The sequence below is a fragment of the Allostella sp. genome, from assembly GCF_041913585.1.
Taxonomy (GTDB): Bacteria; Pseudomonadota; Alphaproteobacteria; order ATCC43930; family Allostellaceae; genus Allostella.
The window spans coordinates 1-11558 of record NZ_JAYSFE010000136.1 but is presented as its reverse complement, the minus strand read 5'-3'; the positions used below and the strand labels follow the sequence as shown (position 1 = coordinate 11558).

13 protein-coding genes are annotated in these 11558 nt (G+C 71.9%); 4 read left to right on the top strand and 9 right to left on the bottom strand.

The annotated features are described in order from the left end of the window. From ACE3Q3_RS20085 to ACE3Q3_RS20055, 7 genes are all read right to left on the bottom strand, one after another. A partial coding sequence (locus tag ACE3Q3_RS20085) for a glycosyltransferase family 2 protein (protein WP_374449023.1) occupies positions 1 to 1541 on the bottom strand: 1541 nt, incomplete at its 3' end. Continuing rightward, positions 1510 to 2265: an FkbM family methyltransferase gene (locus ACE3Q3_RS20080; protein ID WP_374449022.1), complete on the bottom strand. Its 756-nt coding sequence runs from the start codon at positions 2263 to 2265 to the stop codon at positions 1510 to 1512. The genes ACE3Q3_RS20080 and ACE3Q3_RS20085, both read right to left, overlap by 32 nt. A gap of 132 nt (positions 2266 to 2397) precedes the next feature. After that, positions 2398 to 4005 carry a glycosyltransferase family 2 protein gene (locus tag ACE3Q3_RS20075; protein WP_374449021.1) on the bottom strand — a complete coding sequence of 536 codons (1608 nt, stop codon included), beginning with the start codon at positions 4003 to 4005 and terminating at the stop codon, positions 2398 to 2400. After that, positions 4002 to 5114, bottom strand: a complete 1113-nt coding sequence (locus ACE3Q3_RS20070; RefSeq protein WP_374449020.1) for a glycosyltransferase family 2 protein — start codon at positions 5112 to 5114, stop codon at positions 4002 to 4004. Before ACE3Q3_RS20070 ends, ACE3Q3_RS20075 begins: the two co-directional genes overlap by 4 nt. A gap of 199 nt (positions 5115 to 5313) precedes the next feature. After that, positions 5314 to 5982 carry a monofunctional biosynthetic peptidoglycan transglycosylase gene (gene mtgA, locus ACE3Q3_RS20065; RefSeq protein WP_374449019.1) on the bottom strand — a complete coding sequence of 223 codons (669 nt, stop codon included), beginning with the start codon at positions 5980 to 5982 and terminating at the stop codon, positions 5314 to 5316. 16 nt (positions 5983 to 5998) lie between these two features. After that, on the bottom strand, positions 5999 to 6148 hold the full coding sequence (locus ACE3Q3_RS20060; protein WP_374449018.1) for a DUF3096 domain-containing protein: 150 nt from the start codon (positions 6146 to 6148) through the stop codon (positions 5999 to 6001). A gap of 81 nt (positions 6149 to 6229) precedes the next feature. Continuing rightward, positions 6230 to 7243 (bottom strand): isopenicillin N synthase family dioxygenase, encoded by a 1014-nt coding sequence (locus ACE3Q3_RS20055; RefSeq protein WP_374449017.1) that lies wholly within the window; start codon positions 7241 to 7243, stop codon positions 6230 to 6232. A gap of 94 nt (positions 7244 to 7337) precedes the next feature. On the opposite strand from ACE3Q3_RS20055, the gene ACE3Q3_RS20050 reads away from it, so the two are divergent. Beyond that, positions 7338 to 8090, top strand: coding sequence for an SDR family NAD(P)-dependent oxidoreductase (locus ACE3Q3_RS20050; RefSeq protein ID WP_374449016.1), 753 nt, complete (start codon positions 7338 to 7340; stop codon positions 8088 to 8090). A gap of 10 nt (positions 8091 to 8100) precedes the next feature. Here the strand turns inward: ACE3Q3_RS20050 and ACE3Q3_RS20045 are convergent, their stop codons facing one another. Next, the gene (locus tag ACE3Q3_RS20045; RefSeq protein ID WP_374449015.1) at positions 8101 to 8439 is read right to left on the bottom strand and encodes a Lin0512 family protein; all 339 of its coding nucleotides are present in this window, start codon (positions 8437 to 8439) and stop codon (positions 8101 to 8103) included. After that, on the bottom strand, positions 8429 to 8788 hold the full coding sequence (locus ACE3Q3_RS20040; RefSeq protein WP_374449014.1) for a Lin0512 family protein: 360 nt from the start codon (positions 8786 to 8788) through the stop codon (positions 8429 to 8431). Before ACE3Q3_RS20040 ends, ACE3Q3_RS20045 begins: the two co-directional genes overlap by 11 nt. Positions 8789 to 8908: 120 nt before the next feature. Here ACE3Q3_RS20040 and ACE3Q3_RS20035 point away from each other — a divergent pair, with 120 nt between their 5' ends. From ACE3Q3_RS20035 to ACE3Q3_RS20025, 3 genes are all read left to right on the top strand, one after another. Beyond that, positions 8909 to 10141: a 3-methyl-2-oxobutanoate dehydrogenase (2-methylpropanoyl-transferring) subunit alpha gene (locus tag ACE3Q3_RS20035; RefSeq protein WP_374449013.1), complete on the top strand. Its 1233-nt coding sequence runs from the start codon at positions 8909 to 8911 to the stop codon at positions 10139 to 10141. A gap of 1 nt (position 10142) precedes the next feature. After that, the gene (locus ACE3Q3_RS20030; RefSeq protein WP_374449012.1) at positions 10143 to 11156 is read left to right on the top strand and encodes an alpha-ketoacid dehydrogenase subunit beta; all 1014 of its coding nucleotides are present in this window, start codon (positions 10143 to 10145) and stop codon (positions 11154 to 11156) included. A gap of 1 nt (position 11157) precedes the next feature. Next, the coding region (locus ACE3Q3_RS20025) for a biotin/lipoyl-containing protein (RefSeq protein ID WP_374449011.1) at positions 11158 to 11558 on the top strand (401 nt) is incomplete at its 3' end.

Below are 11558 nucleotides of genomic sequence, written 5' to 3'. Positions count from 1 at the left end.
CTGCCGATCATCATCGCGGACACACCCGGGAGACGTCGCCAGCGCATCAGCATGGGGAAGTAGTCGTGGTATGGGCGAGGGCTGTTGCCGACAAACCGTTCGAGCGGACCAGATCCTCCGGACACGATGTGGGTTCGGAACCCACCTTCGAGAACGTCGCCCGGTCTCCGCAGTATGACGATGGGCACGATCTCGTAGCCATCGAGGAGGCGGCCGAAGCGTTCCACGTCGTCGTCGCGCATGCCGGAAAATTCTTCGGACGACACGATCGCAAAGGGATTCCCGCAGGCGTCGAACTCCGATCGAAGCTTGGTCCACAACGCATCGGGATCGACTCCGGTCAAATGCTCCGAGTTCGGCCGGCTGATGCTCCACGGTAGTAGATGGTGGCCGTCAAATCCCGGCGCCACGCCGATCAGCGGCACGTAGACCCCCGCCGCCGCCAGACGGTCCCGATGCTTGGACAGATAGGCCTGGATGCTTGTCGTTCCGGTCTTGTGCAGGCCGATGTGGACGTATAGCCGGGGCCGGCTGGGAGCGGGCGCCGGCTCGTGGTCCGGCCGGGCGGCCGCTGGAACCTCCGGCGCAAGCGGGGGGCGCAGGAACTCGTAGTAAGTCCGCAGTCGGTCGCGGCCAACGCGCCCGGCAATGCGGCCCGCCATTTCCATCACCAACTCCTGCACGCGATCGGCCCGTGCAGCCAGCGTCTCGTCGATCTGCCGGTTCGCCGTCTCGTCGCGAGTTGCGAAGAACCGGGGCCCATAGCGCCGGAACCGTTGGGCAATGGTTGGGGCGGCTGCGTCACCGCGGCCGCGCTTTGCTTCGAACTCTTCGGCGGACTTCAGGATGTAGTGATGCAGCCGAACATCGTCGATGACAATCCGATCGGCTCTCCCCGGGTGATCGCCTGTCGCCGCGAGTTCGGATCCGTCGCAGTGGACGTAGCGTCCGGCGATGATCTCCGCGCGATGGGCAAGAGCCTTGGCGACGAGTTCCGGCCGTACGATCGACTTGACGAAGTGATGTTCCGGATCGCCATCGGGCTTCCGGCGAGTGAAGCGGGAGATGACGAGGTCCGGCCGGAACTCGCGTTCGCCGGATGACCCGAATACCAGCTGGTTGACGCCGACCGCGCCGACTGTCGGATCGAGCCGCCCAAACCAGTCGGCGAGGGAAGCTCCGGACGCCGCGAACAGAAACTCGTCGAGGTCGATCGCGGCGACGAAGGCAAAGCGTCCACGCAGCTGCGCGTATCCGTCCGCCAGCGCGCTGTGATGGGGCGACCGGCCTTCGATCGTGGGCCAGTGCACCGGCTCGACCGGGTAGTGGCGCGCCAGGGCGGACAGCAGCACGCCGGTGCCGTCGGTGCTCTCGTTGTCGTAGACGCGGATGTGCTCGACGCCGGCCAGGAAGTGGGCGGCCACCCACTCCAGCAGGTAGCTGGCCTCGTTCTTGGCGATGGCACAGATGGCGAGCGATGCGCTGCTGCCGGAGAGCGGCATCGCCGGCTCAGTCGACGCCGGGCGTCGCGAGCCGCGCATGGGCGTCGATCCAGCCGGCGACGAGGAACTCCTGTCGCCGGTGAAGCTCCAGGAACGCCTCGGCAAAGCGGGCGGCATCGCTCAGCGACAGCCACTCCCGGCCGGGCGTCTCGCGGCCGAAGGGACCGCTCGCCCCCTTCCAGCCGTCCATCCGGACGACGGCGCCCTCGCGCGGCGGGTTGGGCAGTCGGACCTTCCACAGCATGGTCTGGTTGACCAGCTTGAACGACCGGTATCCTGCCGCCGCGAGCGCTTGCAGACCGGCCGGATCGTGCAGTTCGATCGACAGGTAGGCGGGCTTGTCGTCGCATCCTGCGAGCGGTCCGACGGCGACCGCGTCGTGTCCCTCGATGTCGATCTTGGCGAAGTAGGGGACGCCGTAGCGGGCGAACATCGTCGGCAGGCGGGCGGTCTCGATCTCGATGGCCGAGATCGCCGGCGCGGCGGCGTTGCCCCATCCGGGCCGGAGGGAGCCCCAGTTCGGCTGCTCGCGGTTGCAGTAGAACGTCTGGCGCCCGTCGCGGTCGGAGACGGCGCACTGGACGATCTCCAGCTTTCCCTCGGCGACCTCCTGCGCGAAGGCGACGCGCGCCCGCGCGACCGTCACCGGGTCGGCCTCGACGGCGACCACCCGGAAGCCCTTCGCCAGATAGAACCGCGTGTCGGCCCCGTCGGCCATGCCGACGTCGAAGATCAGGTTCGGGTTCATCGATGCGTGGATCACGGGCCAGACGACCGCGCGACGCTAACATGCGCTGCCGGTCGCGGGTAGCGCCAACGCCGTCGACGGGGAACCCGGCCGCGACTGCGGCGCCGCCGGCGAGAGCCCTTCGCGCGTCCCTGGGCGGGATCGACGTCAGCCGATCCGGATCGTCCAATCGTGGGTGGTCCAGGCCGCACCATCGGCGAAGCGAACGCCGAGCCGGGCGCGGTAGAGACCGTGCGGCATCGCCCGAAGGTCGATCGTGACGTCGAACCCGGAGTTCGCGGTGATGCGTTCGGGGAGCCCCGGGAAATGCCGCGCGACGTCGGCCCGCGGCCGGTCGTCCTCGATGGCGATCAGGTAGTCGAGGGCGGCGTCGTCGGCGGAGCGAAGGCGGATCGTGCGCCGGCCCCCGGGTCGGCCGGCGGGATCGAACAGCCAGCCCGCCACTCGTGCCGGCCGTTCCGCCGGCAGACGGGCCGGGCCTGCCGATCGGGCGGGGACGTCGAAGTGGCCACGGACGGGCCCGGCCGACGGTCGAAGCGTCTCCGGATGGAGCCGCGTCGGGACCGGAACGGCCGATCGCGTGCCGGGTCGCGGCGAGCCTCGCCCCGCGGCCCGGGCCCTGGCCGCCCGGTCGGGGAAGAGGTCGGCGAGGACCCGGAGCATCCGTGGGCGGAAGCGGACGATGCCGAGGTCGTACTCGTGCGCGTGGTCCATGGCGGCGAAGTGGCTGTCCGGCCGCCGCCAATTGGGCGCTCCGGCGGCGGGTCCGGCGCGGCCGCGGTCGCGCTTGGCCTCCCATTCCGCCCAGGACTTGGCGAAATAATGGTTGATCTGTCCCCAGCGGTAGCTCGGGCTTGGCGCCGCCGAACCATTGGCGATCGGTCGCCGCAATTCGTCCACGGGGCTTCCGCCGGTCAGCAGCGGCGCATGGCAGCCGATGGACTGGATGGCGCCGGCACGGGCGATCGACTTGACCAAGGTCGCCCTTCCCGCGAAACGGAAGCGATCCTGGACGAGCCGGTCGTCGTCGCGCGCCACATGGCCCGAACTGCCGAATACCTTCCAGCAGAGGGACAGCGCCGGCACCTCCCGGAAGCGCGCGAGGAGGTCGGGAAGGCTGTCGTCGGCGAGCGGCACGACGAATTCGTCGATGTCGATGACGACGATCCAGCCGCCGCGGCGCTGGAGGGCCGGGAGCGCGTCCGCATAGGCCGCCGGCTGCGGGCCGATCGTCGGGGCATAGCGGGACGACGGCCAGTCGACGACCTCCACCAGATCCGCCAGGGTGGGGTTCCGGCGCAGGCGGTCGCCCGTCCCGTCCGTGCTGGCATTGTCGTAGATGAGGAACCGGTCGACGCCGATCGCGCGATGGTGAGCGATCCACTCCTCGATGTAGGGGGCTTCGTCGCGGGCGATGGCGAGTACGGTGATGCCGTCATGGTCCGGCGCGGCGGGCGGCAGCAACTCGGCCTGCAGGCGGAACGGGGACCGCCGCAGGTCTTCGCCGGCCGCGGTGGTGACCCGGACCGTCCGCGTCCCGGGCGGAATCGCGCCGGTGAACTGGAACCCGTGACGGCCGTCGCCGATGGCCGCCGCCTTCAGGTCGGTGCGCTCGCGGTTCGCCAGGGCGCGGCCGGCGAAGCGGTCGTCGAGCCAGACGAACACCTCGACGGTGCGCTGCGGCCGCTCGGGGTCCCACGCCCAGCCGACGACCCGGCCGTCGGCGACGCTGTCGAGATGACCGGTCGCGGTCATCGCCGACCGGTTGCGGGCGGTGCGGCGAAGCCGGCGCTTCGCCATTGCGAGAGCGTGTCCGGAAACAGCGTCTCCATGCTGCGGATCGTCGCCGGCCAGTGGCGCTGGATCGTGTCGTCGACGGCATCGGCAAGATCGTGGCGGGCGAAATCCTGCTCGGGACGGACCCTGCCGACCGTCAGGTCCGGCCGGCCGCGGGCCCGCTTGCGGTTCCATTCCTCGCGGGACTTCGAGAAGTAGTGGTTGACCTGCGCCTGCCGATAGCTCGGCGTCGCCAGGCGATCGCCGTCGGGGAGCGGTCGGCGCCGTTCGTCGCAGGCGCTGCCGTCTCCGAGGACGGGGACATGGGGGCCCATGCGCTCGATCAGCGCCAGTTGCGCGATGCTCTTGGCCAGCCGGTGCGGTCCGCAATGGCGAAACCGGCGCGTGACCGGGCCCGGCTCGTGGCGGTCATGGCCGCCGCTGCCGAAGATGCGCCAGCCGATCGCCAGCGCCGCGGCGTCGGCGTAGCGCGCGAGCAGTTGCTGCACGGTGTGGTCCCGACGGAGGACCAGGAACTCGTCGAGGTCGAAGACCGCGAGCCAGCCGCGCCTCTCGAGCCAGCCCAGGGCGTGGGCGTAGGCGGCATGCTGCGGCGCTTCGCCGGGCGGGAGGGCCGAACCCGGCCACGGCACGATCTCGACCATGCCGGCAAGTCGTCGGTTCTGCCGCAGCAGCTCGGCGGTGCCGTCGCTGCTGTCGTTGTCGTAGATGACGAAGCGGCGGAACCCGAGCCCGTGATGGTGGGCAATCCATTCCTCGACATAGGGGCGCTCGTCCTTGGCGATCGCCAGGAGCGTGACGTCGCCGGGGGCTGCCGGTTCCGGGCGCGGCGAGACGCGGTCGACCGCGGCGGTCAGCCGGAATTCCAGCGGGGACCCGGCCAGGTCCTGGCCGTCGGCAGCGACGACGCGCGCCACATGCGATCTGCCGTCCGCAAGCGCCGTCGGGACGGGCAGGGAAAAGGCGTAGCGGCCGTCGCCGATCGCCGCCTGCCTCAGGTCCGGGCGGTTCCGGTTCGCCAGGAGCCGCCCGTGGAACCGCCCGTCGAACCAGACGAAGAGTTCCACGCGGCGCCTTGCCTCCACGGGATCGCGCGCCCAGCCGACAAGCCGGCCGCCGGCAATGCGATCGACATGACCCTGGACACGCATGGCGACGCCCGATCCGGGAGGATGCGAGGGAAACCGGGGCGCGAGATGCGCTCCGCCAGCAATCTACTAGCGTTGAACCATGCGGTCGTTCAACGCCCGCCGGCCGCCCTTCCGCTCACCGTGCCGGCAGACACGCGACGGCGTCCGGGCCGAGCTGGTCCGTGCGCCGGTCGATGGTCGCCGTCCGGCGCTGGATGTAGGCGGTCGGCTGGGCGGCGTTCCAGCGCCGCGGGTTGGGCAGGACGGCGGCGAGCCGGGCCGCCTCGGTGCGGGTCAGCCGGGCGGCCGGCTTGCGGAAATGATGCCGGGCGGCGGCCTCGGCGCCGAAGATGCCGTCGCCCCATTCGGCGATGCCGAGATAGACCTCCATCACCCGCCGCTTCGGCCAGAGCGCGTCGATGGCGAGCGCCAGCGGCGCTTCCAGCGCCTTGCGGAACCAGCCCCCGCCCGGCCAGAGGAAGAGGTTGCGGGCGACCTGCATGGTGACGGTGCTGGCGCCGCGCAGGCGCCCCGTCTCCTCGTGCTCCTCCAGGGCCTCCTGCACCGCCGCGAAATCGATGCCGTGGTGGGAGCAGAAGCGGTTGTCCTCGGACGCGACGATGGCGCGCGGCAGGGCCGGCGCGACGGCGTCGAGCGGCACCGGCCGGTGGTCGATCGCCGCGCCTCCGAACCAGCGGATCGCCATCAGCGGCGTCGCCGGCGGATCGATCCAGCGATAGGCGAGGGTCAGCAGCAGCGGGATCGCGGCCAGCACCAGGAGGGCGCGGCCGAGGACCGTCAGCACCCGCCGCCCCGGCCGCTCACATGTGGCTGGTCAGCCCCATGATGCCGACGACGATGAGATAGGCGGCGACCGCGTAGTTCAGGACGCGGGGGACGATGAGGATCAGGATGCCGAGCACCAGCGCCAGCAGCGGCTGGAACGTGACCATGCTGAACGACAGATTCATGACGCGACTGCCCCTCCCTTCGGTTGCCCGCGCTCGGGCGCCGGACGGAACGCCCGGCCGGCCGGGCGGTTCCGCCCGTGCTCACGCCGGCACCGGCTCGGGCTTGCTGTCGGCGGCGTGATGGAAGTTCGCCCGCTGGTAGGTCTCCATGAACTCGGCATAGGTGGTCGTCGGATGGCGGCGCGGGTGCGCGGCATCGACGGTGGTCGGCACCGGCTCGATCGGCCAGTCCCGCGAAGCGTCCATGAAAAAGGGGATGGCGTAGCGCTCGCCGCCGCTGCGGTTGAGGACGCGGTGCGGGGTCGCCAGGAAGCGGTCGTTGGTCCACAGCCGCAGGAGGTTGCCGCCGTTGACGAGGAAGGCGCCGTCGGGCGCCGGCGCGTCGATCCAGCGCCCGTCCGGCAGGCGCAGCGACAGGCCGGGAACCCGGTTCTGCGCCAGCAGGGTCAGGAAGCTGGTGTCGGTGTGCGGCGCCAGTCCCCATTCCCGGCCGTCGCCGTCGATGCCCTCGGGCACCGGCTCGGCCGGCGGATAGTGGCTCATCCGCAAGGTGTACATGGCGTCGGCGAAGGCCGGCCCGAACCAGTCGGCCGGCAGGTCGAGGGCGGCGGCATAGACCGGCAGCAGGCGGCGTCCCAGCCCCTCCATGGCCGCGCAATATTCCAGGATCGTCGCCCGGAAACCGGGCAGCGCCGCCTCGTCCGGCCAGCGGTTGCGCCCGCGGAAGCGTGTGCCGGCGACGACGTCGGGATGGTCGGGCGCCAGCTCGCGCTTGAAGAAGACCGCGGCGTTGGCGTTCGGCCGGCGGTTGGCCGAGAGCGCGTTGATCCGGGTGGTGGCGCCGCGCATCGGCATGTAGCCGATGTTGTGGCGGTCGATGGCGAGCGCCGCCTTGGCCTCGTCGGGCAGCGCATGGAAGCGGCGCGCGGCATCGAAGGCGCGGTCGACCAGCGCCTGCGGCACGCCGTGACGGACGACGAAGTAGAAGCCGACCGTCGTGAAGGCGCGGGCCAGCTCGGCGCCGAGCGCCTCGCGGGCGCCGGGACGTCCCGCCAGCAGCGGCCCGAGGTCGAGGACGGGGATGGTGTCGGTCATGCTGCGGCCTCCCGCGTGCCGGAGGGGAGAACTGTAGCCGCTGCCGGGAACCGCGTTAAGCTCGCCCGGTGGATTTCCGGGGGAGGGCACGGCGATGCGGCTGGCGGGACGGCGGGTGCTGGTGACGGGGGCGGCCTCGGGGATCGGCCGGGCGACGGCGGAACTCTTCGTCGCCGAGGGCGCGCGGGTGGCGCTCGCCGACCGCGACCGGGCGCGGCTGGAGACGGTGGCGGGCGCCCTCGGGCCGGCGGCCTTAGCGGTGCCCTGCGACGTCGCCGACCCGGCCTCGGTCGGCGATGCGGTGGCGGCCGCCGCCGCCGGCCTCGGTGGCCTCGACGGCGTCGTCAACAGCGCCGGCATCACTATCTTCGGCCATTTCGAGACGATGCCGGCGGCCGACTGGTCGGCGCAGCTGGCGATCAACCTGACCGGCCCGTTCCATGTCTGCCGGGCGGCGGTGCCGCATCTCAAGGCGGCCGGCGGCGGCACCATCGTCAACATCGCGTCCGGCGCCGGCCTCCGGCCGCTCGCCGAGGCGTCGGCCTACTGCACGACCAAGGCCGGCCTCATCATGTTCGGCAAGGCGCTGGCGATCGACCTGGCGCCGGCCGGCATCCGCGTCAACGCCGTCTGCCCCGGCATCGTCGACACGCCGATGGTGGCGGCGCTGCTCGACCGCGAGCCGGACCGCGAGGCCGCCATCGGCCGCATCCTCGACCGCTACGTCATCCGGCGCTTCGGCACGGCGGCCGAGATGGCGGCCGCCGTCCTCTACCTGACCTCGGCCGAATCGGGCTTCGTCACCGGCATCGCGCTCGCGGTCGACGGCGGGCGCTCGTTCCACTGACCGGGCGGCGCTACCGCTCCACCCGGACCTCGATGGCGGCGCTGGCGATGCAGGCGAGGTCGCCGGCGTCGGGGTCGGGGACGTCGAGCCCGCCCTTGACCGCCCGCACCGTCACCCGGCCGACGGGGAGGCTCGCCTTCACCCGTTCGAGGTCGACCGCTTCGGGGCGCTGCACGCCGATCGTGACGTCGACGACGAGGGCCTGCTTGTCGATGCCGAGCGTGCGGATGAAGGTCAGCGAGCTGTGGTGCAGCGCGTCCTGGACGGCGCGGAGCGCCGCCTTGGTGTAGTCGCCGCCATGGAGGTCGTTGCCGGCCCCCATCTCCAGGATGACGCGCCTAAGCGCCATGGCCGGCCTCCGGCAGGTCGATATGGACGATGGCGGCGGCGTGCGCGATCAGCGTCGGATCGGGATGGCCCTCGCGCGGGATGGCGAGGCCGCCCTCGACGACGGTGACGGTCCCGGTGCCGTGCGGCAGCACCGCCAGCACCTGCGCATGGTCGACCGTCTCCGGCCGCGGCACGCCGATGGTCACCTCGACGCGCATCGCATCGGACGACTGGCCGACCAGCTCGGCGATGCCGAGCGAATTGTGCCAGAGCGCGTCGCGCAGCGCCCGGACCGCCGCCTTGGTGCTGTCGCCGCCCCGGATGTCGGTGCCCATGCCGATCTCGAGCACCATCCGCTTCCACGCCATGCCCTGCCAGCCCTCCCCGTCGCGGCCGATCCGCACCATGTCGAAGTGGAAAGGTAGACCGGCGGCTGGCCCTGCGGCCATCATTCCGTCGACCGAACCCGGGAGGACCGGACGCGCGCCATGCCCGACGCCAAGCCCCTCAGCCTCCATGTCCCGCAGCCCGCGGTCCGCCCCGGCGACAAGCCGGACTTCGGCGGCGTCGCCATCCCGCGGGCCGGCACCGTCGCACGGCCGCCGGTCGACGTCCGCCCGGAGGACATCCGCGACCATGCCTACACCATCGTCCGGGTGCTGAACCGCGACGGCGAGGCGGTCGGTCCCTGGGCCGGCACGCTCGACGACCAGGCGGCGCTGGCCGGCCTGCGCGACATGATGAAGGTGCGCGCCTTCGACGCCCGGATGCTGATGGCGCAGCGCCAGGGCAAGACCTCCTTCTACATGCAGTGCCTGGGGGAGGAGGCGATCGCCTGCGCCTTCCAGAAGGCGCTGGCACCGGGCGACATGAACTTCCCGACCTATCGCCAGCAGGGGCTGCTGATCGCCGGCGGCTACCCGATGGTGGCGATGATGAACCAGGTCTTCTCCAACGCGGCCGACCCGCTGAACGGCCGGCAGCTGCCGATCATGTACTCGGCCAAGTCGCACGGCTTCTTCTCGATCTCGGGCAACCTCGGCACCCAGTACGTCCAGGCGGTCGGCTGGGCGATGGCGTCGGCGATCGCCGGCGACACCAGGATCGCGGCGGGCTGGATCGGCGAGGGCGCCACCGCGGAGTCGGACTTCCACGCGGCCCTGGTCTTCGCCTCGACCTACAAGGCGCCGGTCATCCTCAACATCGTCAACAACCAGTGGGCGATCTCGACCTTCCAGGGCATCGCCCGCGGCGGCGCCGGCACCTTCGCCGCCCGCGGCCACGGCTTCGGCATCCCGGCCCTGCGCGTCGACGGCAACGACTATCTCGCGGTCCACGCCGTCGCCCGTTGGGCGGCGGAGCGGGCGCGGGCCGATCTCGGGCCGACGCTGGTCGAACACGTCACCTACCGCGTCGCCGCCCATTCGACCTCGGACGACCCCTCGGCCTACCGCCCGAAGGAGGAATCGGACGCCTGGCCGCTCGGCGACCCGATCGCGCGCCTGAAGAACCACCTGATCCGCCGCGGCGTCTGGTCGGACGAGCGCCACGCCCAGTACCAGGCCGAGGTCGAGGCCGAGGTGCTGGCGGCCCAGCGCGAGGCCGAGGCGCACGGCACGCTCCATTCCGGCGGCAAGCCCTCGGTGCGCGACATGTTCGAGGGCGTCTATGCCGAGATGCCGCCGCATCTCGTCCGCCAGCGCCGCCGGGCGGGGGTGTGAGATGGCTCGGATGACCATGATCGAGGCGATCCGCGACGGGCTCGCGGTCGCCATGGAGCGCGACCCGCGCGTCGTCGTCTTCGGCGAGGATGTCGGCTATTTCGGCGGCGTCTTCCGCTGCACCCAGGGCCTGCAGCAGCGCTTCGGCGCCGCCCGCTGCTTCGACACGCCGATCAACGAGAGCGGGGTCGTCGGCGCCGCCATCGGCATGGCCGCCTATGGCCTGCGCCCCTGCGTCGAAATCCAGTTCGCGGACTACGTCTATCCCGCCTACGACCAGATCGTGTCGGAGGCGGCGCGCCTGCGCTACCGCTCCAACGGCGACTTCACCGCGCCGCTGACGATCCGCATGCCGACCGGCGGCGGCATCTTCGGCGGCCAGACCCACAGCCAGAGCCCGGAGGCGCTCTTCACCCACGTCGCCGGCCTGAAGACGGTGGTGCCGTCCAACCCGCACGACGCCAAGGGCCTCCTGATCGCCGCCATCGAGGACGACGACCCGATCGTATTCCTGGAACCCAAGCGCCTCTACAACGGCCCCTTCGACGGCCACCACGAGCGGCCGGTGACGCCCTGGTCCCGCCATCCCCTGGGCGAGGTGCCGGAGGGCCATTTCACGGTGCCGCTCGGCAAGGCCGTCGTCCGCCGGCCGGGCGCCGCGGTGACCGTGCTCGCCTACGGCACCATGGTCCATGTCGCGATCGCGGCGGCCGAGGATTTCGGCGTCGATGCCGAGGTGATCGACCTGCGCACCCTGCTGCCCCTCGACCTCGACGCCGTCCGCGAGTCGGTCGAGAAGACCGGGCGCTGCGTCGTCGTCCACGAGGCGACGCTGACCTCCGGCTTCGGGGCGGAGCTGGCGGCGCTGGTGCAGGAGCACTGCTTCTATTCCCTGGAGGCCCCGGTCCTGCGCGTGACGGGATGGGACACGCCCTATCCGCATGCCCAGGAGTGGGATTATTTCCCCGGCCCCGCGCGCGTCGGCGAGGCGCTGCTGGAAGCGATGGCGGGCTGACATGGGCACCTGGACCGTCAAGCTTCCGGACGTCGGCGAGGGCGTCGCCGAGGCCGAGCTCGTCGAATGGAACGTCGCCGTCGGCACGCGGGTCGCCGAGGACCAGGTCCTGGCCAGCGTCATGACCGACAAGGCGGCGGTCGAGATCCCGTCGCCGGTCGCCGGCACGGTCGCCTGGCTCGCGGGCGAGGTCGGCGACCGCATCGCCGTCGGCGCGCCCCTGGTCCGCATCGAGGTCGCGGGCGACGGAAACGCGGCTGGCGAGCCGGTGCCGCCGCCGGCTCCCGCCGGTCCGGAGCCCGGGCCGGGGCCCGAGCCGCCGCCCGAGCCGGTACCCGCGGCGCGGCCGGCGCCGCCCGGGCCGGGGCCGGCCGCACCTCGCCGGGCCGGCCAGAAGCCCCT

Excerpts from the sequence above, each read along its gene's own strand:
- ACE3Q3_RS20075 (WP_374449021.1), bottom strand. The coding sequence starts at position 4,005 with ATGACCGCGACCGGTCATCTCGACAGCGTCGCCGACGGCCGGGTCGTC.
- ACE3Q3_RS20060 (WP_374449018.1), bottom strand. The coding sequence starts at position 6,148 with ATGAATCTGTCGTTCAGCATGGTCACGTTCCAGCCGCTGCTGGCGCTG.
- ACE3Q3_RS20055 (WP_374449017.1), bottom strand. The coding sequence starts at position 7,243 with ATGACCGACACCATCCCCGTCCTCGACCTCGGGCCGCTGCTGGCGGGA.
- ACE3Q3_RS20050 (WP_374449016.1), top strand. The coding sequence starts at position 7,338 with ATGCGGCTGGCGGGACGGCGGGTGCTGGTGACGGGGGCGGCCTCGGGG.
- ACE3Q3_RS20045 (WP_374449015.1), bottom strand. The coding sequence starts at position 8,439 with ATGGCGCTTAGGCGCGTCATCCTGGAGATGGGGGCCGGCAACGACCTC.
- ACE3Q3_RS20040 (WP_374449014.1), bottom strand. The coding sequence starts at position 8,788 with ATGGCGTGGAAGCGGATGGTGCTCGAGATCGGCATGGGCACCGACATC.
- ACE3Q3_RS20035 (WP_374449013.1), top strand. The coding sequence starts at position 8,909 with ATGCCCGACGCCAAGCCCCTCAGCCTCCATGTCCCGCAGCCCGCGGTC.
- ACE3Q3_RS20030 (WP_374449012.1), top strand. The coding sequence starts at position 10,143 with ATGGCTCGGATGACCATGATCGAGGCGATCCGCGACGGGCTCGCGGTC.